Raw genomic sequence first — 19,660 nt, 5'->3', positions numbered from 1 at the left:
GCAATGGACATTCCGGACAAGGTGGGCATATTCGTGGCACGGCGTGCACCTGCGCACGCGCTGCGGCATCGATTACGCGCGCAAGGCGGTGTGCAGGCGCGCGGTCGCCAGGGCGCGGCGGCTGTCGCCGTGCGGGAGCAGATGCAGCACGTGCTCGTGGATCTCGATGTCGTCCGGGCAGCGCTGGCCGAAACGCAGGGCGTGCTCGGGGTTGTGGTCGGCGAGCACGGCGGTGCGCAGGCAGACGTCGAGGTGTTCGCGCCACTGCGCGATGCCCGGAACGTCCGAATCAGGCAGCAGCGGACCGCGATACAGGCGGACGGCGGTGGTGAGGTCGCCCGCTTCGAGGGCGGCGAGCAGTTCGACCGCATCACAGGCGAGGGGTTCGGTGAGCATGTACCGGCGGTCGGCGATGCGGCCGTCGGTGGCGGCGCGCAGTCGGGAGACGTCGGCCTTGAGGGTGCTGGAGGACACCGACCGGTCGCCATAGACGGCCTCGTGCAAGCGTTCCGGCGTGAAGCCCTCGGGCTCCAGGGCGAGCAGGGTCAGGATCTCCAGCTGCCGGGGCCGCATCGCCATCTGCTTGCCCTGCTTGTAGAGGCGCGGCACCCCCAGCGACTCCAGCCGGGTATCACCGGCCGGGCGGGACTGTTCGGCATGTACTCGGGCTTCGATGGCTGCCACCAGGGCTCGGACCGTTGTGAGGATGAGCGGATGTGAGCGATCCCAATACGTCGACAAATCCAGCACGCCGAGCTGACGACCGTCGGCGGCGCGGATGGGCGCACAGTAACAGACCCAGCCGTGCAGCGCCTCCACCAGATGCTCGGCGGCCCAGACCGAGGTGGGGCGGCCGCTGTGCAGCGACAGCGCGACACCGCTGGTGCCCATGTACGGCTCGTCCCAGCAGCCGCCGGGCGCGAGATTGACCGATTCCGCCCGCCGCCGGACCGAGCGGTCGCCACAGCTGAAGAGCACGGTCCCCGTGTCGTCGGTGACCACCGCGACCATGCCCGAATCCTCCGACAGCGCCCGGAGCTCACCGGCCATCTCGGTGATGGGCGCGCGCAACGGCGATTCGGCCCAGCGCGAACCCAATTCGTCCCGATCGGTTCCGGGCGCCACCGCACGCGTCGGATCCACCGTGCGCAGCGACCGCTCCCACGACTCCGCCACCTCGTTGCGCAGCACCACCTCGGTGCCGGGCGGGCGGCCCGAGGAGGCCGTGGTCCACCGCACCCATGCCTTCTCCAACTCCGCACGCTGGTGCGAAGGAACCGGCAGCTGTGTCATGGCGCAAACTCCTCGCGGTGCGACCGGACCGAGCGATATCCCATGATGGCGCGCGGTCGCATCGCGCGGGCCGCATTCGCCGCAGTCCGTGCGCTAATTCGTTCCGGGCGGCTGCGCAGCCTTCGCCGCCCCGGTTCCGCGCCCTCGAACGGTTCCGGATTCCACTGGTAGACAAGAAGTCATGGTCCTCCCTTTCCGCTTCGGCGTGAACCTGCTGGCCCCCGCATCCCGCCCGGAATGGATCGAGAAGTGCCGTCGCGCCGAGGGACTCGGCTACGACGTCATCGGCGTGCCCGACCATCTCGGGCTGCCCGCGCCGTTCCCGGCGCTCATGCTGGCCGCGGATGTCACCGAACGGCCGCGGCTGAACACCTTCGTACTCAATACGCCCTTCTACAACCCGGTTCTGCTGGCCCGCGACGTGGCCGGGCTGGATCAGCTCACCGGAGGGCGGTTCGAGCTGGGGTTGGGGGCCGGGTACGTGCGGGCCGAATTCGAGGCCGCCGGAATGCCGTTCCCGCCGGCGGGCCGCCGCGTCGCCCACCTCGCGGAGACGGTCACGACGCTGCGCCGCCTCTACGCCGATCCGGAGTATCAGCCGCGTCCGGCGCAGCCGTCCGGGCCGCCGCTGCTCGTGGCCGGCTGGGGTGAGCGGGCGCTGCGGCTGGCCGCCGAGCACGCCGACATCGTCGCCTTCACCGGCGCGAGCTCGGCCGACAGCGGGCTGCTCACGCTCGCGGACGCCGACTCGACCGCGAAGAAGACGGACTATGTGCGCGGGCTGCTCGGAAACCGGGCCGGAGCCGTCGAATTCAACCTACTCGTGCAGGGCATCGCCGCACCGGCCGACCGCGAGGCCGCGGTCGCCTACCTCACCGAGCACCTGCCCTTCGGCTACACCGGCGCGCCCGAGGACCTGCCCGTGCTGCTGGTCGGCACCGCCGCGCAGATGGCCGAGGTCCTGCGCGAACGCCGGGAACGTTTCGGGTTCAACTACATCACCGTGCTCGAGCACAACATGGACCGGTTCGCGCCGCTCATCGAGCTGCTGACGGGGGAGTGATCCCCGCAGGACTCAGGTGCCCGGGACCGCGTCGGGGGCAATGAACATGTAGCTCTTCTCCTCCACCCGCTGCTTGATGCGCCATTCGCCGTCCATGCGCACGAAGGTGTCGTGATACCAGAGCCCGCACAGCATGAGCTGCCGCGTGCCGTCGGCGGCGGTGACCAGCATGGGGTTGTGGCACATGGTGCGGGCGGTGGCGTTATCGCCCTCCACGCGGATGGAGGAGTTACTGATCAGGTGCTGGAAGGCGGAGAAATTCGGCATGACGGTGGCGAGGAACTTCTTGGTCGATTCCACGTCACCGGCCGGGCCGCCCATGGCGGTGTAGTCGATGTGCGCGTCGGGGGTGAAGATCTCGTCCAGCAGTTCCCATTGGTGGGTGTCCACGGCGTGGGAATAGCGGACCATGAGGTCCTCTATTTCCAGGCGGTCCGAAATCTCCTGCAGGGACAGCATGGTGCCTCCGAGTGGTGCCGATAACTGTTCAGGGACGGTGGGCCAGCGTACGGCGAGGTGGGCCTTGATCTTGCCGTTTCCGAAAGATACGGGGATGCAATAGATCTCGCTCGGACCGGTCCGTCATCAGGTCAGACCGCTTTTTCGCCGATCCGGTAGTCCTTGGCCGCGATGGTCCGGGCCACCTTTTGCGGCGCGCCGCCGATGAGGCCGCGCCAGGGCAGGTAGGGGAGCAGGCGGACGTTCAGGTTGCGGAAGGCGATCATGGCCTTGGAGTTCGGGGCGTACCAGCCGCCGACGCCCGCGGCGAAGCGCTGGCAGGCGTCGACCATGGGTCGCATCTCGCGCTCGTAGGCGGCGAAGGCCACGCGGTGATCGCCTGCGGCGGCGGCCAATTCCCCGGCCAGCACATACGCGCCGACGAGGGAGAGATTGGCGCCCTGTCCCGAGAGCGGCGAGGCGCAGTAGCCGGCGTCGCCGACCAGGGCGATGCGGCCGGTCGACCAGGTGTCCATGCGGATCTGTGCCATGGCGTCGAAGTAGAAGTCCGCGGCGTCGGGCAGTTCGGCGAGCAGACGCGGCACCTCCCAGCCCTGGCCCGCGAAGATTTCGGCGAGGATGCGGCGCTGGGTCGCGGTGTCGCGGTAGTCGTAGTCGAGAGGCTTGGAGGCCCAGGCGAAGATGGCTTTGGCCTCGGTGTTGTGGCGGGCGCTGTAGCTGCCCGCGATCTTGCCGGGAGTGTTGTAGTCCAGTTCCCAGTGGTCGAGGTCCAGCAGGTTCGGGGTCGTGTAGATCGCGATGTAGTAGCCCATGTGGTGCAGGAAGCCGGACTCCGGGCCGAAAGCCAGCGTGCGCGTGTGGGAATGGACGCCGTCCGCGCCGATGACCAGGTCGAAGGTACGCGGCGCGGCGTGCTCGAAGGTGACGTGGACGCCGTCCTCGTCCTCGCGCATCGCCGCGATGGAGTCACCGAACAGGTATTCCACGCTGTCCCGGGTCGCCTCGTACAGCACTTCGGCCAGGTCGCCGCGCTGAATCTCGGTGTCGCCGTTGGCCCCGACGCCATTGAAGATTTCGGCGGAAATACTGGCGCGGGCCTTTCCGGCGGCGTCGACATAGGAGGTGCCGCGCTTGCCGGTGCTGCGGGCGTGGACCTGCTCGAGCAGGCCCATCCGCCGGATCACCTCGGTGGCGGTGCCGAGGACGTCGATGGCCTGCCCGCCCGGCCTCGGCGTGGGGGATTTCTCGACGATCGTGGGTGTGAATCCGTAGCGCTGCAGCCAGAACGCGAGGGCGGGCCCCGCGATGCTCGCGCCGGAGATGAGGACGTTCTTGGTGCTCGTCTGCTGCATGTCTCGACCATAGAACCGATTTGGGCATTTGCGCAAGACATTCGTCTCATGCACATGCGCTAGTCTGGCCGGCATGGGAAATCGTGAGGATCTGCTTGCCGGCGCGCGGCAGTGCCTGTTCGACAAGGGCTATGCCCGCACCACCGTGCGCGATATCGCCGCCGCCTCAGGGGTGAGCATGGCCGCCATCGGCTACCACTTCGGGACCAAGGAGTCGCTGCTCACCGCCGCCCTCGTCGAGGCCACCCGGGAGTGGGGCGACGAACTCGCGAGCACGCTGGGCGAGGCGGCCGACCCGGGCCCGGATCCGCTGCGGCACTTCGCCTCTCGCTGGGACGCGGTCCGCGAGTCCATCACCGAGCACCGTGGGCTGTGGGGAGCGACCTTCGATGCGCTCTCTCATCCCGAGACCCGGGCCCAGCTGGCCGAGCAGACCGACGAGTCGAGGTCGGGGCTGGCCCGGCTCTTCGGCGACAGCGGCGCGGGCGACACCGGCCGGGCTGTCGGCGCGTTCTATCAGGCGCTGCTGGTGGGGCTCGCGGCGCAGGCGCTCATCGACCCCGAAACCGCACCCACCGGAGCGGAACTCGCCGAAGGGCTGCGTCGGATCGCCGGGCTGCCGGCGGCTTCCGATGAGTAGGCGACCCCGCACCGCACCACCGATCCGGAGTGGGGCAGGGTGAGGCGGTGCCCAGCATTGTCTTGGACCGGGTCAGTCTCGGCCACGGATCGACCTCGGTACTCGTCGAGGCCGATGCCACCTTCGCGGCCGGGCGGTGCACGGCGGTGGTCGGACCGAGCGGGGCGGGCAAGACGACCCTCCTGCGGCTACTGAATCGGTTCGGGGAGCCCGACAGCGGCCGGGTGCTACTGGACGGGATCCCGGTGGCCGACCTGGATGTACTGGCGCTACGGCGGCAGGTGGGGTTGGTGCCGCAGCGTCCGGTGCTGCTCACCGACACGGTCGCCGAGGAGGTGCGCGTGGGGCGGGCCGTCGATTACGAGCGGGTGGGCGAATTGCTCGGGGCGGTCGGCTTGCCCGACGGGTTCGCTGCGCGCCGCTGCGCCGAGCTGTCCGGGGGTGAGGCGCAACGGGTTTGCCTGGCGCGGGCGCTGGCGGTGGAGCCGCGGGTGCTGCTGCTCGACGAGCCGACCTCGGCGCTGGACGGGGCGTCGGCGGTGGCGATCGGTGCGTTGATCCGGGCGCATGTGGCGGCCGGCGGCAGCGTGGTGCTGGTCAGCCATGATCCGGGATTCGTGGCCGAGGTGGCGGACGAGGTGTGGACGCTGGCCGCCGGGCGGCTCACGCGCGGTGCGGAAGCGGGGAATCAGCCATGACCCAGGGACTTTCGGTGCCCGACTGGACAGGCGTCGGCGCGTCGCTGGTCCTGGTCGCGCTGGCGGCGGCCATCGCCTACCGGCAGCAGCTGCATCTGACCCGCGAACTGCTGATCGCGGCGGCCCGGGCCGGGGTGCAGCTCGTCGCGGTGGGCGCGATTCTGCTGATCCTGTTCCGCCACACCGGATTGCCGGGCGCGCTGGGCTGGGTGGTCCTGATGATCGTCATCGCCGGGCAGGTGGCCGGGCGACGCGGGGCGGGGCTGCCGCATGCGACGCGCTCGGCGACCATCGGCGTGGCGTTCGGCGCGTCCATCACTCTGGGCGCGCTGATCGCGCTCGGCATCATCTCCACGCAGGCGCGGGTGGTGGTACCGGTGGGCGGCATGATCGTGTCGTCGGCGATGCAGTCGACGGGAATCGCTCTGCGCCGCCTGGTCGAGGATGCGCGCCGGGCCCGTGATGCCGTGGAAGCGCGGCTGGCACTGGGTCTTTCGGCGTACCAGTCGTTCCTGCCGAATCAGCGTTCGGCGCTGCGCACCGCGCTGATCCCGGCCATCGACTCGACCAAGGTGGTCGGTCTGATCAGTCTGCCGGGCGCGATGACGGGTTTGATTCTGGCGGGCGTGGATCCGCTGACGGCCATCCGCTATCAGATCGTCGTGATGTACATGCTGCTCGCAGCCACGACCCTGGCCGCGCTGGCGGCCACGCGGGTGGCCGAGCGGACCCTCTTCGACGGTGCACAGCGCCTGGTCCGGCTGCCCGACTGACGACCGTCAAGCCCGCAAAATCCTAATGAGTGAGATTTCAAATGCGAGCTCAAACGTCCGAAATGCCGTTATCGTTACGGTGCCGCCGGTAAAACGCTTGGGGGATAGGTAGTTTCGTATGGAAGCGATCGAGTTCTTCATGCCGTTCGACGCCGCGGGGGTCAATCCGGCGGAGCCGGAAGCCGAAGCGGGGATGTGGTCCTGGCTGGAGGCCTACGGGCTGGTTCCCACCGAGCCCACCCGGCGGCGCATGGAACGCACCCGCCCGGCGCGCATGTATGCCCTCTGGTGTCCGAGTGCGGACGCCGACGAGCTCACGCTGCTGAGTCAGTACACCGCATGGGCTTTCATCGTAGACGATCAGTTCGACATCGAAATTCCCGATCCACGCCGGTGCCTGGAGGCCATTACCGCCATCGAGGCCGTACTGGACGGTACGACAACACCTTCCGGCGTGCTGGCCGTCGCCTTGGCCGAGCTGTGGCCGCGGCTATGCCACGGCCGGTCGGCAGCCTGGCGGCGGAGCGTGCGCCGGGAGATCCACGACTGGCTGTGGACCTACTACACCGAGAGCGTCGGCCGGCTATCGGGCAATCTGCCCGACCTCGAGACCTACCGCGCACATCGGCGAGACGGCGTGGCACTGTTCGTGTTTCTCGATATCAGCGAACGCGCCGAGGGCGTGGACCTGTCCGCCGCCGTCCGCCACCTGCCCGCCATGCGCAGCCTCCGGATGGCGGCCGTCGAACACATGGGCCTGTTCAACGATGTGCTGTCGGTTGCCTCGGACGAGGCCTCCGGCTACCTCTACAACTCGGTACTGCTCGCGCAGTATCATCACGGGCACAACAGAGCTCAGGCCCGGCAACTGGTCAACGGCATGCTCTCCGAATGCGTCGAGCACATGATCGAGGCGGTGCAACGCCTGCCGACCGAGCTCGACGATGCCGGCCTCACCGGCCGCGAGCGGGCGGACGCCCTGGTCACCGCTCAGAATTACACCGTCTATGTGCGCGCCAACCACGACTACCACTATCAGGCGGCCCGCTACACGAGCGCACCCGCGGAGGCGCTCGAGCACGGCCTGCCACTGACCTGAAGCAGGAAACCTTCCGGCGTTGCCGAAACGAAATCCGCAGGCAACCCTCAGGTTTCAGACTGTGATGGGACCATGAGCTTCTTCTGAGCATGGCTGCCCAGCCGCCATCGGGTGGCTGCGGCAATCGTGTCCGAGCGAGCGGGGCCGATTATGCGAGCGTCGAAACCGATCCGATTCACCGCAGGACAGCACACCGACGGCAAGCGCCGGTGGGGCCTGTCCCGTCCGGCCGCGGCCGCCCTCGCCGACCGTGACGAAACCTGCGCCCGCACACTCGAATCCCTATCCCGCCCGCTCGACGTCGACACCGAGCGGAGAGCCCGCAGACGCCTGTCCGAGGCCCGGGTCGCCATCGATCCGGTGCTGCGCTCGGCGGTCGGCGCGCTGTCCGAACCCCTGGATGTGATGGCCGGGTATCACTTCGGGTGGTGTGATCCCGAGGGGCAGACGGTCGCCGGCGCGCAGGGCAAGGCGCTGCGCCCGGCCCTCACCTTCGCGGCGGCCGCGGCCTGCGGCGGCGCGGTCGAGGAGTCGGTGCACGCCGCCGCGGCCGTCGAACTGCTGCACAACTTCTCGCTCGTCCACGACGACGTCATGGACACCGATCCGTTCCGGCACGGCCGGCCGACGGTCTGGCGCGTCTGGGGCGAGACCAATGCGACGCTGCTCGGCGACGCGTTGCAGGCGGTCGCGCTCGGCGTGCTGTGTGACGGCGCACCCGAGACCGTCACCTCCGAGGCGGTCATCCGGCTGGCCGATGCCACTGTCACGCTGTGCCGGGGCCAGTACGCGGACTGCGCCTTCGAAACCCGGCCCACCGTCAGCGTGGACGAGTACCTGGCCATGGCCGCCGGGAAGACCGGCGCGCTACTCGGCTGCGCCTGCGCGCTGGGCGCGCTGTGCGCCGGGGCCGACCACCGCGTGGTGTCGGCCATGCACACCTTCGGCATCGAGATCGGGCTCGGGTTCCAGCTCGTCGACGACTTCATCGACATCTGGGGCGATCCGGAGATCACCGGAAAACCGGCGCACAGCGACCTGATTCACCGCAAACAGTCCTTCCCGGTGGTGTGCGCCCTGGAATCGGATACCGCGGCCGGCCGCGAGCTGGCCCGCCTCTACCACGCCCGCCACCCTATGACCGCGGCCCGCGCGGCCCGGGCGGCGGACCTGATCGAGCAGGCGGGCGGCCGCGAGCGCACCCTGCGCCGCGCGGCCGCCGCCCTGGACGCCGCGTTCGCGGCCCTGCCCGGCGATCTCGCCTCCGACGACCTCACCGCCCTGGCCCAGCTGATGGCACACCGCGATCACTAGGCCGCCGGGAGCGTCAACCCGATGTCACCGGGGGCGCCGGCGGTGCTGTCGGAGGTCCCCAACCATCGGAGCGGCGGCCGGGTTCCGGCCCCGCCCGTTCGGCCCGTCGCGAACGGATGCGCCGATGCCAGGACTGATCCGTACCCTCTGACGGATGAGCACACCCTCGGCGACCTCACCGTGGACACCCCTGCGCATCAATACTTTTCGCGCCCTGTGGATCGCCTCGATCGCCTCCAATGTCGGATCCTGGATGCACCTGGTGAGCGCCTCCTGGCTGATGACCACGCTGACCGGATCGGCCGCGCTGGTGGCATTGCTGTCCACCGCCAATGCCCTGCCCAGTTTCGTGCTGGCCCTGCCCGCGGGCGCGCTCGCCGACATCCTCGACCGCCGCCGCCTGATCCTGTTCACCCAGGCGTGGCAGCTGGTGGTGGCGGCGCTGCTCGGCGCACTCACGCTGTCGCACAGCGTGAATCCGGCCCTGCTGCTGACCGCGACGCTGCTGCTGGGCACCGGCGCGACCCTCGGCATGCCGGCCTTCAGCTCGATCACCCCCGAGCTGGTGCCCGCCGCACAGTTGCCCGCCGCGATCAGCCTCAACTCGGTGGCGATGACGGCCTCGCAGGCGATCGGGCCGGCCATCGGCGGCGTGCTGGTGGCCGCGGTCGGCTCCGGCGGCGTCTTCCTGCTCAATGCCGCGTCGTTCCTGGGAGTGCTTGCGGTGGTGTATGTCTGGCGCCGCCGGCCCACCGCGACGGCGCTGCCGCCCGAGCATCTCACCACCGCCATCCGCACCGGCCTGCGCTACGTGGCCAATGCGCCCGAACTGCGCGCGGTGCTGGTTCGCGCCGCCGCCTTCGTGCTCTGCTACGGCGCCCTGCCGTCCCTGCTGGCCGTGGTGACCCGCGTGCGTCTGCATCAGACGGCGACCACCTACGGTCTGCTGCTCGGTGTACTCGGGGTCGGTGGCGTGTGCGGCGCACTGGTGCTGCCGCGCATCCGGCACCGCTATTCCCCCGATCGGATCGCGCTGGCCTGCAGTCTGCTCTACGCCGCCTGCCTGCTGACGGTCGCGCAGCTCACCGCCTTTCCGCCCGCGCTGCCGGTGCTGTTCCTCGCCGGCATGGCGGGCATGGGTGTGATGTCGACGCTCAATATCGCGGCACAATCGGTGCTGCCCAGCTGGATTCGCGGTCGCGGACTGGCGGTGTTCCAGCTGGTGTTCCAGCTCGGCTTCGCGGTGAGCGCGGCCGGCTGGGGTGCGGTGGCCGGCACCGCGGGACTGCCCACGGCACTCACCGCGGCCGGGGTGGCGCTCGCGGCGCAGACGGTGCTGGGCCTGTGGTTCCGGCTCGCGGCCGCCGAGCAGATCGATGTCCAGGCCGCGCACGTGCTGGAACCGTACGTGCCGCTGTCGCTGGCCCCCGATGACGGCCCGATCATGCTCACCGTCGAGTACCGCATCCCCGCCGAGCACCTGGCCGACTTCCACGCCGCCATTCCGGACCTGCGGCGTTCCCGCCGCCGTGACGGGGCCATGCACTGGGCGATGTACTCCGATCCGGTCGACCCGGACCGTCACGTCGAGACCTTCATGAGCCCGTCGTGGGTGGAGCACGAGCGCCTGAGCCAGCGTGTCACCGGGACGGATGCGCTTGCGGTGCAACGGATTCGGTCACTGCACGTGGGCGAGGAGGATCCAGCGCTGCGGGCGCTGGTGAGCGACCGGGTACATCGGGGCTGAAGGCAACGGCTGGACTGAAAAACAAAGTACGTGTAACCCCGGGTTACACGTACTTTGTTTTTTCGGAAGAATTATTGATGAGGTAGGCGGACTGTATCAGAGCCTCCGGATGCGTGCCAGCCAAGCCGCAACATCCACCAGGCCCGCAGGGGACACCTCGAGGCCCACCGCCTGATCGGCGACGGTGGCGGTGACCCGGCCGCGGTAGCGGGTCGGTTCCAGGCTCTCCAGTTCCCAGCCCGCGCCGAAGGATTCCCGGATCACGGCGTCGCTGATGCGGGGACCGAAGCCGGGTTCGGCGTCGGAGAGCGCCAGGAGGTGGACCACGCCGCCGGGCTTGCAGACGGCGTGCAGGCTGCGGACGTAGGCGGCGCGGGCTTCGGGTTCGGTGCCGAAGACGTGGAACAGGGCGCTGTCGACCACAGTGTCGAAGGCGGGCGCCGAACCCGGAGGATCACCCGCGAAGTCGGCCTTGCCGCCGAGGGCCAGGGCATCGGCGACCTCGAAGCGGACGGCCGGGACGCCCTGGGCGGCGGCATTCGCGCGGGCGTATTCGATTGCGCTGGGGGAGAAGTCGACGCCCAGGACGTCGTAGCCGAGGCGAGTGAGCAGGATGGTGTGCTCGCCCGCACCGCAGCCCGGCTCCAGGACGCGGCCGCGGATCTCACCGGCGCGTTCCAATGCCACGATGGCGGGTTGCGGTTCGCCGATCACCCAGGGCGCGGTGTCCTCGTCGTAGACGGTGTTCCAGATTTCTACCGGTCGAGTCATGGTTCCACCCTGCAACCTCGAGCGCACTCGAGGTCAATCCCCGCATAGCTCCCAACTAGAGCGGACCGACCGCCCACAATGTGGACATGCCCAAGTCTTGCCTGCTGCTGCAGCTGCGACCCGAGCAAGCGGCCTCAGACCAGGAGTACGAAGCGATCCTCGACGCGGGCGGGCTCGCCGCCGCGGACGTGGTGCGGGTCGAGATGAATCGCGGGATGCCCGATCTCGAGCTCGAGGACCACTGGGCGGTGATCGTCGGCGGCGGGCCGAGCAACCTGAGCTACCCCGAGGCCAAGAAGTACGACTATCAGCGGGTCTTCGAACCCGAGCTGAAGAAGCTGCTCATCGAGATCGTGCGCCGCGACATCCCGTACCTGGGTGCGTGCTACGGATTGAGCATCCTCGCCGATGTGCTCGGCGGGCCCGTCGGCACCGAGCGCTACGGCGAGACCCCCGGCGCGACCACCATCGAACTCACCGAGAACGCGGCGAAAGACCCACTGCTGCACGAACTTCCGGACAGGTTCCGGGCCTTCGTCGGACACAAGGAGTCCTGCCAGGATGTTCCGCCGGGTGCGGTGCTACTCGCGAGTTCGGCCGTCTGCCCGGTACAGGCGGTGCGAGTCGGCGAGAACGTCTACGCCACCCAGTTCCACCCCGAACTCGACGGCCGGGGCCTGGCGCTGCGCATCGAAATCTATCGGCACGAAGGCTATTTCGACCCGAGCGAGGCCGACTCCCTGACCGAACTCGGGCACCGCGAGCACATCACGGTGCCACAGGAGATCCTGCGGCGCTTCGTCGCCCGGTACCGGGTATAAGGACGGGGCGAACCGGCGCGGAACCACGCCGTGTCAGCACGGCGGTGGCGGCGAAGAGGGCGAGCGTGAGCCAGAGGTAGGCGTTGTGGTCCAGGACGGCGAAGGGGCCGCGGCTCGGGAGGTCGAAAACGCTGCCGTAGTGCAGGTCCAGCAGCTCGAAAACACCGCCCGAGCAGACGAGGAAGACGGCGAGCAGGCCCGCCACGGTCGGCAGGGAGCGGTGGCGCAGGGCGAGGTCGGCCAGGTAGATGAGCAGAGGAGCCAGCCAGATCCAGTGGTGGATCCAGCTGTAAGGCGAGACGACCGTGCTGGTCAGGCCACACAGGACCACGGCGGGAAGTTCACGGCCGGTGACCGAGAGCCGGCGGGCCAGGATCAGGCAGACCACCGCGATGGCGAGAGCGGCTGCGGCCCACAGCAATTGGATGCCGCCGGCCGCGCCCAGGGTACGCGCGAGCATGCCCCGCAGGGATTCGTTCTGCGGGTTCTCGGGGACACCGACCCGGGCCGGGTCGGCGAAGGCGCCGCTCCAGAACGTCAGCGAATCCTTCGGCAGCACGGCCAGGCCGATCACCATGGTGGCGACCAGCGCGCCGGTGGCGGTGGCGGCCGCCCGGAATCGACGAGTCACCAGTAGGTAGACGATGAAGAACGCCGGGGTCAGCTTGATACCGGCCGCGATACCGGTCAGCACGCCTTTGCAGCGGGAGGAATCCGGCAGCGCCATATCGGCCAGCACCAGGAGCAGCAGCAGGATATTGACCTGCCCGAACGCCTCGGTCTCCCGGATCGGCTCACACCACAGCAGCAGCGCGGCAGCGGCAGGGCCCAGGATCAGCATGCGGCGGTCGCGCCGATAACCGAGCACCGACAGTGCCGCCCAAACGGATCCGGTGAGCATCGCGAAATTCGCGAGTCCCCCGGTCCAGGTGAAGACCGACCCGTGCAACCACGCCAGCGGCACGAACATCAGCGCCGCGAACGGGGTGTACACGAACTCCCACACCCCGCGCGTGTGCCCCCGCAACGGGGTGTCGTACACCGAAACATCGTGCACCACACGGTCTGCCGCGATCTGATACACGCCGAGATCGACCAGGTGCAACATCGCTCGCGGCGCGGCCAGCACCTGACCGAGGTAGTACCACCCGGCCAGTCCACCCAGCACCGCTACCAGCCACACCACGACCAGCGGAATCGAGCGCCGCTGCGGCGCACCCTGATTCGTGGCCATCACCTGTTCGGCCGTCGACAACGGCATCCACACACCCCCGCTTCCGGGCTTCCGATTGCCCGCCCCACCGTAGTGACGGGCCCACCCGATCGCCAGCCGGCCCCGGCGCGTGTTGACCGTCCGGGAGTGTCGAAATTGCCGGTTACAACCGGTCGGTGCACGGCTATGGGCCGTGCCGATCGGCGGCTGACCTTGGCCGAGGCGCACCGATCACACCCTGGCCAACCGCTCGATGGCGTCGCGGGCCATCGTCTCCGACGCGCCATTGTCTCCCGCCCGACGAGGCGTGACGAACATCGTCGTTGCGGCGGGCGGTGAAGCGCCCGGCCCGGCGTGTTCAGCGCCGCCCGCAGCTTGTCCTCGAATGCGTGCAGTGGGGCCGTCGAAATCGGGCGGGCGGTTTGTGCGCCGGCGCGGGGTCAGCGCCCGCGACCGCTCCTGACGGAGTGGAGGGATCGGCTCAGGCGCGGAGGAGGACCTTCAGGGAGCGACGGTCGTCCATGGCACGGTAGGCGTCGGGGGCGTCATCGAGGGGGAGTTCGGTATCGAAGACCCTGCCGGGGTCGACGGTGCCGTCGAGGACCGCCGGGAGCAGGGTTTCGATGTAGGCGCGGGCGGGTGCGGGGCCGCCGGTGAGAGTGATGTTGGGGCCGAAGAGGTCCCAGCCGACCGGGGCGTTGTTGTATTGCGGAAGGCCCACGCGGCTGATCACGCCGCCCGGGCGGACCACGCCCAGGGCCTGTTCGTAGGCGGGCATGTGGCCGACCGCTTCGATGACGACGTGGGTGCCGTCGCCCCGGGTCAATTCGCGCACCGCGGCGACGCCCTCGGCGCCCCGCTCGGCGACCACGTCGGTGGCGCCGAATTCGCGCCCCAGATCGGTGCGCTCCTTGTGGCGGCCCATGAGGATGATCCGGGGCGCACCCAGCTGCCGCGCGGAAAGGACGCCCAAGAGGCCGACCGCGCCGTCACCGATCACGGTGACCGTGGTGTCCGCAGTGACCCGGGCCTTCACGGCCGCGTGGTAGCCGGTGCCGTACACGTCCGACAATGTCAGCAGCGACGGGACCAGCGGCGACTTCTCTTCGACCGGTACCGGGACGAGGGTGCCGTCGGCGAGCGGCACGCGCACGGCCTCGGCCTGGCCACCGCGCACATCGCCTGCGTTCCAGAAACCGCCATGGCGGCACGAGGTTTGCAGTCCCTCACGGCAGAAGTCGCACGTGCCGTCCGACCAGGCGAAGGGGGCTATCACGAAATCACCCTTCCCGACCGTGCGGACCTCGCTTCCGACGTCCTCGACGACGCCGACGAACTCGTGCCCCATCGATTCGCCCTGCTCCGACACGGGCATGTTGTGGTACGGGTGCAGATCGGAACCGCACACGCAGCTGCGGACGACGCGGACCAGGGCGTCGGTGGGGTGTTGAACCACGGGATCGGGAACGTCGATGACGCGGACGTCACCGGCACCGTACATGTAGGTCGCTCGCATGAGACTCCTTCGCTCGGTACCGCTGCTGGTCAGGGTGGCGGGAAGTGCGCGGCAGCAGTCCGGCCCTTCCCTGTGGGCTGGTTGTTCAGGCGTTCCATGCGCTCTCCTTCGGCCGAAGGGGACGTCATAGCCAATTATTTGCCACCTGCCGATTCCGCTGCCGGCCGACCCGGTGTATCCCGATGATTCGCGTGTCAGGGCCGTTCGTAGCGGCCGGTGAGTTTGCCGCGGGCGATCACATGCCCGGCGACGGCTGCGAGCACGGTGGGCAACGTTGCGCCATCGGCCAATCCGCTCGGTTGGTCGAGCGCCAGGAACTGGAAGACGTAGCGGTGGGGTCCGTGACCGGGGACGGGGCGTGGACCGGCGTAGCCCCGGCGGCCGAAGCTCCCGGTGCCCACCCTGATGCTGCTGCTCGTCTCACCGTGATTCGAGCCGAGCGCTCCCTCCTGGACGCCGGTGATGCGCGGATCGATTCCGGTGAACACGCCGTGCACAACCGGACGACGCAGAGGCGCGTCGGGGTCCTCGATGATCAGGACCAGCTCGACGGCCTCGACCGGCACACCCGACCAGTGCAATGGTGGGGATACGTTGTCTCCCACTCCTGTTCCCGCGTGCAGACGCGGAATGTCCCCGCCGTCAGCGAAGGCGGCACCGCCCACCGTCAGGGTTTCGGGTGCATGCCGGACGGCCGGATCGAACCACGCGGTGCGGCCGATTCCGGCTCGCACCGGACGCAGAAGTCTCCCGATCACACGAATTGCCATGGCTGGTCCGATGCTGTGGGGTCGGTTGCGGTCACGACAGGAAGCCCTGCTCGGCCAGGCGTGCGAGAATCCCTCCGCTACTGATGATTTCCAGCAGCAACGGCGGCAGGGGACGGCCCAGGCCACTGATACCGGTGGACTCGTTTCTGTACCTGCCCGTCGCGAGATCGAAAGTGCCGGTCTGACCGTCCTGGAAGTGCTCGGTGATTCCGGGCGCGGTGATCGCGGGCAGTCCCGCATTCACGGCGTTGCGGAAGAACAGCGAGTTGAAACTCTCCGCGACCACGGCAGCGACGCCCAGCTGTTGGAAGAGGGCGGCGACCGGGCGCGAGGAGCCGACGCCGAAATTCGTTCCGGCGATAACGATATCGCCGGGGGCGATCAGATCGGTCCAGCCCGGGCGTACCTGGTAGAAGATGTGCCGGGCGGCCTCGGACAACTCGAGCTTCATGGCGAAGGCCGGATACATCGCGTCGGTGTCGAGGGAGTCGCCGAAGACCCAGACGCGGCCGGTGATGGTGGTGCTCATGCGGTGACACTCCGGGGGTCGGTGATGTGGCCGGTGATGGCGGAGGCCGCGACGGTGGCGGGTGCGGCCATGTAGATCTCGGCCTCGGTGCTGCCCATGCGGCCGGTGAAGTTGCGGGTGCTCGAGGTCAGGCAGACCTCGCCGGGTCCGACCACGCCCATGTGGTAGCCGAAGCAGGCGCCGCAGGTCGAATTGGTCACCACCCCACCGGCATCGGCGATGTCCTGCAGGTATCCCAGTCGCATGGCGTCCCGGTAGACCTGCTGGGAGGCGGGCGTGACCAGCAGCCGGACGCCGGGGGCGACGGTGCGGCCGCGCAGGATCTGCGCGGCGATGCGGAGATCTTCGAGCTGGCCGTTTGCGCAGGACCCGATGAACGCCTGGTCTTGCGCCGGGGCTCGACCTGCGAGACCGGAACCCCGTTGCGGCTCACCGTGCCCGGGCGGGCGACGTATGGTTCGAGGCCCGACAGGTCGATGGTACGGATGACGGCGTATTCGGCGTCCGAATCCGCGTCGGCGGCAACGAAATCCGTCACCCCGCGCGCGGCGAGAAACTCGCGCAGCAGGTCGTCGGCACCGAAAGTGGCGAAGTCGGCCGAGATTTCGGCGGCCTGGGTGGCGATCGTGCGCCGGTCGTTGAGCGGGACGGTCGGCAGGCCCGGCCCGCCGAATTCGAGATTCTGGTTGGTGGCGTCACCGTAGGTGTCGGCGAGATAGAGGAAGACGTCCTTGCCGCTGACCTCCGACGGGAGCGCGCCGGTGAGTTCGTAACGCACCGTGGGGGCGAGTTCGAACCAGGTGGCGCCGGTGCACAGGATGGAGTACACCTCGGCCGGCCCGAGCCCGCGGGCAGCGGTGTTGTACGCGCCGCCCGCGCAGGTGTGCGAGTCGGTGCAGGCGAGCACCTCGCCGGGGCGGGCCAGCCCGTTCTCGGCGATGACCTGGTGGCAGATGCCGTGCCGGCCGACATCGTAGAAGTGCTCGATCCCGAAGTCCGCCACGAACTTCCGCGCCTTCGGACCGCCCGCGGCATCCTTGAGCGACGGCGCCGGTACGGCGTGGTCCATCACGACCGCGACCTTGCGGGGATCATGGATGCGGCGGGGCTGCTGCCACAGCGTGGCGAACTGCAGATCGATCAGGACGCACATGTCGACGTCGACGGTCACGATGTCCCCGGGCCGGACCCGCGGCACCCCGGCCTTGCTGGCCAGCAGATTCTCGATCATGGTCATGCCCATGGGTCAGGCTCCTTCACGGTAGCGTTCGCCCAGCTCCGACCATTCGGCCAGACCGACGAGGTTGAAGAACTCGGCAGGTTTCGCGGGTAGCAGCGGCCCGGGATCGCGGCCGGCGAGGTCGGCCAGGCCGGTGAGCATCGCGTACGCCGCGGCGCCCAGCGGGAGCGAGGGGTGGATGGCGATCGAATAGCCCAGTTCCCGCAGGCGCGTGGCAGATTCGATCGGGGTGAGGCCGCCCAGGACGAGATTGATGAGCAGGGGCGCGGACACCTCCCGCGCTATGCGCTCGATCTCGGCGGTGCCCTGCGGTGCCTCGACGAAGATCACGTCGGCGCCCGCCGCCGCGTAGGCGTTGGCCCGGTCGATGGCGGCGTCGATACCGAGCGGGCCGCGCGCGTCGGTGCGGGCGATGACGACCAGGTCCGGATCCGTGCGCGCCTCCAGTGCCGCGGTGAGTTTGGTGAGGAACTGCCCGGCCTCGATCAGTTCCTTGTCGGGCAGGTGCCCGCACTTCTTGGGGAAGGCCTGGTCTTCGAGCTGGATCGCGGCGACGCCGGCGGCCTCGTATTCGCATACGGTGCGAACGACATTGAGCGCGGTGCCGTATCCGGTGTCGGCGTCGGCGAGCAGCGGGATGTCGCCGAGGACGCGCACCAGCATCCGGGCGCGCTCGACCATTTCGGTCTGGGTCACCAGCCCGATGTCGGGGAGTCCGAAACCGCTGGCGGCCACGCCTGCGCCGGTCAGGTAGGCGGCGGGGAAGTCCAGCCGGCGGACCAGGGAGGCGGACACGCCGTCGAATACGCCGGGGGCGACGATGATTTCGGCACGGTCGGCGAGGGCGGCGCGTAGTCGCGCCCGCGATGGGGAGGTCATCGGTGGTGATCCTGTTCCAGGTTGTCGAGGGCGCCCGCGACGGGCGCGGCGAGCAGGTCGGCCAGCTCGCGCAGATCGGCGAGTTCGTCGATGCCGAGCACTGCCCGCTGGATGGCGTCGAGCCGCTCGGGCGAAACCAGGGGACCGACGAGGGAGCGGTACTTGGCGACGAGTTCGTCGTCGGTGACCGGGTCGGCGGGGCCGCCGTGCGGTTGGACGATCCGCTGTGCGAGCACCGTGCCATCGGTGAGGGTGATCGCCAGTTCGGTGGCGAAACGTTCGTGGACAGGGCCGTTCTGGATGTTCTCGTCCAGTTTCACCTCGACCTTGCCGAGCAGCTCCCAGACATCGTCGGCGTCCAGCCGGGCCGGGGTGAACTGCGGCGGCAGCACCTGGCCGTCCAGCAGCGCGACCGCCGCGGCGTAGCCGAGATTCATCTGCGCGCCGATGGCCGTCAACGGCCGTTCCGGCTCCCACCAGCCGTGGTGGTAGACGGTGTGGCCGACGCGTATCTCGATGTGCGCGACCGACTTCGGGTCGATGTGGTGGCGAGCGCGCAGCTCCAGCGCCGCCTGGACGGTGCCGTGCAGCCCGCCCTGGGCCGCGTACGACTTCACCATGATGAGCTCGGTGTGCCAGCCCTCGCCCAGACCGGCGATCACCTGGGCGGGGTCCGGGTCGTGGCCCTCGCCGAAGACCGACAGGTAGCCGCCGTAGGGCCGATCGAAGACCTGCTTGATCCCGGTGTACCCGGCAGCGGCCAGACCGGCCGCGTAATAGCCGTTGCGCGCGGCGAATCCGTGCTGCATGCGCTTGGACATCGCCTCGTACTGGGCGGCCATCAGTCCGGCGGACTGGGTGCCCGCCATGCCGAGCGCGTCCTCGAGCCGGGCGGCATCGAGCACCCGCAGCTTTCCGGCAACCATTGCGGCGGTGTGGGTTCCGAAGACCGGGCCGCTGTGCCAGCCGCGGGAGAGCATCTGCGAGCCGTGCAGCGCCAATCCGACGCGCGGACCGACCTCGAACCCGGCGATCGCGGCGGTCAGGGCCGCGGCGCCGGAGACCCCGCCAAGCTGCTGGGTGGTTGCGAGCAGGACCGGCAGGATCAGGGAGGTGCTGTGCAGGGGCGCGAGCGGATGGAAATCGTCGAGCTCGAAGCCTTGGATGAAGGTGCTGTTCAGCAGAACCGCCGCGGGCCCGCTGGTGGTGGCCCCGGTTCCGATCACGGTCGCCGCGCCCGTGCCTTCCAGGTCCAGCACCGCCGAGGTGGCGACCCGGGACCAGGGCAGCTGCGCACCCACCAGACCGCAGGCCACACCGTCGAGCAGCAGGCGCTTGGCGCGGGTCCGCACCCGCTCGGGGATCTGCTCGGGCGTCAACTGCTCGACCCACCGGGCCAGCGGTATCGTGACGCCCGTCGCCGGCGATTCGCTCATGTCCTCAGTGAACGGCAGGCCATCGGTCTGTCCCCGAAATTGCGGGG

The 19,660-nt window shown here is 69.3% G+C and carries 18 protein-coding genes and 1 pseudogene; 8 read left to right on the top strand and 11 right to left on the bottom strand.

Annotated features, from left to right (window positions below; all coding sequences use genetic code 11):
- Positions 1-72: 72 nt before the first annotated feature.
- On the bottom strand, positions 73-1,293 hold the full coding sequence (locus ACWEQQ_RS31795; protein WP_452350842.1) for a transcriptional regulator: 1,221 nt from the start codon (positions 1,291-1,293) through the stop codon (positions 73-75).
- A 181-nt stretch (positions 1,294-1,474) separates the two neighbouring features.
- Between ACWEQQ_RS31795 and ACWEQQ_RS31790 the strand changes: the two genes are divergently transcribed.
- Positions 1,475-2,356 (top strand): TIGR03621 family F420-dependent LLM class oxidoreductase, encoded by an 882-nt coding sequence (locus tag ACWEQQ_RS31790; protein WP_452350841.1) that lies wholly within the window; start codon positions 1,475-1,477, stop codon positions 2,354-2,356.
- 12 nt (positions 2,357-2,368) lie between these two features.
- On the opposite strand, the gene ACWEQQ_RS31785 is transcribed toward ACWEQQ_RS31790, so the two are convergent.
- Positions 2,369-2,815, bottom strand: coding sequence for a nuclear transport factor 2 family protein (locus tag ACWEQQ_RS31785; RefSeq protein WP_452344858.1), 447 nt, complete (start codon positions 2,813-2,815; stop codon positions 2,369-2,371).
- 131 nt (positions 2,816-2,946) lie between these two features.
- Positions 2,947-4,167 carry an FAD-dependent monooxygenase gene (locus tag ACWEQQ_RS31780; protein ID WP_452350840.1) on the bottom strand — a complete coding sequence of 407 codons (1,221 nt, stop codon included), beginning with the start codon at positions 4,165-4,167 and terminating at the stop codon, positions 2,947-2,949.
- A gap of 73 nt (positions 4,168-4,240) precedes the next feature.
- Between ACWEQQ_RS31780 and ACWEQQ_RS31775 the strand changes: the two genes are divergently transcribed.
- The 6 genes from ACWEQQ_RS31775 to ACWEQQ_RS31750 all read left to right on the top strand — a co-directional run bounded on the left by ACWEQQ_RS31775 (position 4,241) and on the right by ACWEQQ_RS31750 (position 10,438).
- Positions 4,241-4,807, top strand: a complete 567-nt coding sequence (locus tag ACWEQQ_RS31775; RefSeq protein ID WP_452350839.1) for a TetR/AcrR family transcriptional regulator — start codon at positions 4,241-4,243, stop codon at positions 4,805-4,807.
- A 47-nt stretch (positions 4,808-4,854) separates the two neighbouring features.
- A complete protein-coding gene (locus tag ACWEQQ_RS31770; protein WP_452350838.1) occupies positions 4,855-5,505 on the top strand; it encodes an ABC transporter ATP-binding protein in 651 nt (216 codons plus the stop codon).
- A complete protein-coding gene (locus ACWEQQ_RS31765) occupies positions 5,502-6,278 on the top strand; it encodes an ABC transporter permease (protein ID WP_357005905.1) in 777 nt (258 codons plus the stop codon). The genes ACWEQQ_RS31770 and ACWEQQ_RS31765 overlap by 4 nt, the downstream gene beginning before the upstream one ends.
- Positions 6,279-6,396: 118 nt before the next feature.
- On the top strand, positions 6,397-7,377 hold the full coding sequence (locus ACWEQQ_RS31760) for a terpene synthase family protein (RefSeq protein WP_452350837.1): 981 nt from the start codon (positions 6,397-6,399) through the stop codon (positions 7,375-7,377).
- Positions 7,378-7,527: 150 nt separating this feature from the next.
- Positions 7,528-8,691 (top strand): polyprenyl synthetase family protein, encoded by a 1,164-nt coding sequence (locus ACWEQQ_RS31755; RefSeq protein WP_452350836.1) that lies wholly within the window; start codon positions 7,528-7,530, stop codon positions 8,689-8,691.
- A 154-nt stretch (positions 8,692-8,845) separates the two neighbouring features.
- Positions 8,846-10,438: an MFS transporter gene (locus ACWEQQ_RS31750; RefSeq protein WP_452343611.1), complete on the top strand. Its 1,593-nt coding sequence runs from the start codon at positions 8,846-8,848 to the stop codon at positions 10,436-10,438.
- Between the two features lie 96 nt (positions 10,439-10,534).
- Here ACWEQQ_RS31750 and ACWEQQ_RS31745 read toward each other — a convergent pair whose 3' ends face one another.
- On the bottom strand, positions 10,535-11,209 hold the full coding sequence (locus ACWEQQ_RS31745) for a class I SAM-dependent methyltransferase (RefSeq protein ID WP_452350835.1): 675 nt from the start codon (positions 11,207-11,209) through the stop codon (positions 10,535-10,537).
- A gap of 86 nt (positions 11,210-11,295) precedes the next feature.
- Between ACWEQQ_RS31745 and ACWEQQ_RS31740 the strand changes: the two genes are divergently transcribed.
- On the top strand, positions 11,296-12,030 hold the full coding sequence (locus ACWEQQ_RS31740; protein WP_452350834.1) for a glutamine amidotransferase: 735 nt from the start codon (positions 11,296-11,298) through the stop codon (positions 12,028-12,030).
- Here ACWEQQ_RS31740 and ACWEQQ_RS31735 read toward each other — a convergent pair.
- From ACWEQQ_RS31735 to ACWEQQ_RS31705, 7 genes and pseudogenes are all read right to left on the bottom strand, one after another.
- Positions 11,978-13,291 carry a glycosyltransferase 87 family protein gene (locus ACWEQQ_RS31735; RefSeq protein ID WP_452350833.1) on the bottom strand — a complete coding sequence of 438 codons (1,314 nt, stop codon included), beginning with the start codon at positions 13,289-13,291 and terminating at the stop codon, positions 11,978-11,980. The genes ACWEQQ_RS31740 and ACWEQQ_RS31735 overlap by 53 nt on opposite strands.
- 433 nt (positions 13,292-13,724) lie before the next feature.
- Positions 13,725-14,759, bottom strand: a complete 1,035-nt coding sequence (locus tag ACWEQQ_RS31730; RefSeq protein ID WP_379428833.1) for a zinc-dependent alcohol dehydrogenase family protein — start codon at positions 14,757-14,759, stop codon at positions 13,725-13,727.
- A 194-nt stretch (positions 14,760-14,953) separates the two neighbouring features.
- Entirely contained in the window at positions 14,954-15,529 is a 576-nt protein-coding gene (locus tag ACWEQQ_RS31725) for a YbhB/YbcL family Raf kinase inhibitor-like protein (RefSeq protein WP_452350832.1), read from the bottom strand.
- Positions 15,530-15,560: 31 nt separating this feature from the next.
- Entirely contained in the window at positions 15,561-16,046 is a 486-nt protein-coding gene (locus ACWEQQ_RS31720) for a LeuD/DmdB family oxidoreductase small subunit (protein ID WP_452350858.1), read from the bottom strand.
- An 8-nt stretch (positions 16,047-16,054) separates the two neighbouring features.
- Positions 16,055-17,301, bottom strand: a pseudogene (locus ACWEQQ_RS31715) (aconitase/3-isopropylmalate dehydratase large subunit family protein).
- Positions 17,302-17,304: 3 nt separating this feature from the next.
- On the bottom strand, positions 17,305-18,177 hold the full coding sequence (locus ACWEQQ_RS31710) for an isocitrate lyase/PEP mutase family protein (RefSeq protein ID WP_452350831.1): 873 nt from the start codon (positions 18,175-18,177) through the stop codon (positions 17,305-17,307).
- Complete coding sequence (locus tag ACWEQQ_RS31705) at positions 18,174-19,613, bottom strand: MmgE/PrpD family protein (RefSeq protein WP_452350830.1); 1,440 nt, start codon at positions 19,611-19,613, stop codon at positions 18,174-18,176. The genes ACWEQQ_RS31710 and ACWEQQ_RS31705 overlap by 4 nt, the downstream gene beginning before the upstream one ends.
- Between the last annotated feature and the right edge of the window lie 47 nt (positions 19,614-19,660).

The sequence above is a fragment of the Nocardia sp. NPDC004123 genome (assembly GCF_053603795.1).
This window is presented reverse-complemented; position numbering and strand designations above follow the sequence as displayed.

Coding starts and splice junctions, on each gene's coding strand:
- ACWEQQ_RS31795 (WP_452350842.1), bottom strand. CDS start 1,293: ATGACACAGCTGCCGGTTCCTTCGCACCAGCGTGCGGAGTTGGAGAAG.
- ACWEQQ_RS31790 (WP_452350841.1), top strand. CDS start 1,475: ATGGTCCTCCCTTTCCGCTTCGGCGTGAACCTGCTGGCCCCCGCATCC.
- ACWEQQ_RS31785 (WP_452344858.1), bottom strand. CDS start 2,815: ATGCTGTCCCTGCAGGAGATTTCGGACCGCCTGGAAATAGAGGACCTC.
- ACWEQQ_RS31780 (WP_452350840.1), bottom strand. CDS start 4,167: ATGCAGCAGACGAGCACCAAGAACGTCCTCATCTCCGGCGCGAGCATC.
- ACWEQQ_RS31775 (WP_452350839.1), top strand. CDS start 4,241: ATGGGAAATCGTGAGGATCTGCTTGCCGGCGCGCGGCAGTGCCTGTTC.
- ACWEQQ_RS31765 (WP_357005905.1), top strand. CDS start 5,502: ATGACCCAGGGACTTTCGGTGCCCGACTGGACAGGCGTCGGCGCGTCG.
- ACWEQQ_RS31760 (WP_452350837.1), top strand. CDS start 6,397: ATGGAAGCGATCGAGTTCTTCATGCCGTTCGACGCCGCGGGGGTCAAT.
- ACWEQQ_RS31755 (WP_452350836.1), top strand. CDS start 7,528: ATGCGAGCGTCGAAACCGATCCGATTCACCGCAGGACAGCACACCGAC.
- ACWEQQ_RS31750 (WP_452343611.1), top strand. CDS start 8,846: ATGAGCACACCCTCGGCGACCTCACCGTGGACACCCCTGCGCATCAAT.
- ACWEQQ_RS31745 (WP_452350835.1), bottom strand. CDS start 11,209: ATGACTCGACCGGTAGAAATCTGGAACACCGTCTACGACGAGGACACC.
- ACWEQQ_RS31740 (WP_452350834.1), top strand. CDS start 11,296: ATGCCCAAGTCTTGCCTGCTGCTGCAGCTGCGACCCGAGCAAGCGGCC.
- ACWEQQ_RS31735 (WP_452350833.1), bottom strand. CDS start 13,291: ATGCCGTTGTCGACGGCCGAACAGGTGATGGCCACGAATCAGGGTGCG.
- ACWEQQ_RS31730 (WP_379428833.1), bottom strand. CDS start 14,759: ATGCGAGCGACCTACATGTACGGTGCCGGTGACGTCCGCGTCATCGAC.
- ACWEQQ_RS31725 (WP_452350832.1), bottom strand. CDS start 15,529: ATGGCAATTCGTGTGATCGGGAGACTTCTGCGTCCGGTGCGAGCCGGA.
- ACWEQQ_RS31710 (WP_452350831.1), bottom strand. CDS start 18,177: ATGACCTCCCCATCGCGGGCGCGACTACGCGCCGCCCTCGCCGACCGT.
- ACWEQQ_RS31705 (WP_452350830.1), bottom strand. CDS start 19,613: ATGAGCGAATCGCCGGCGACGGGCGTCACGATACCGCTGGCCCGGTGG.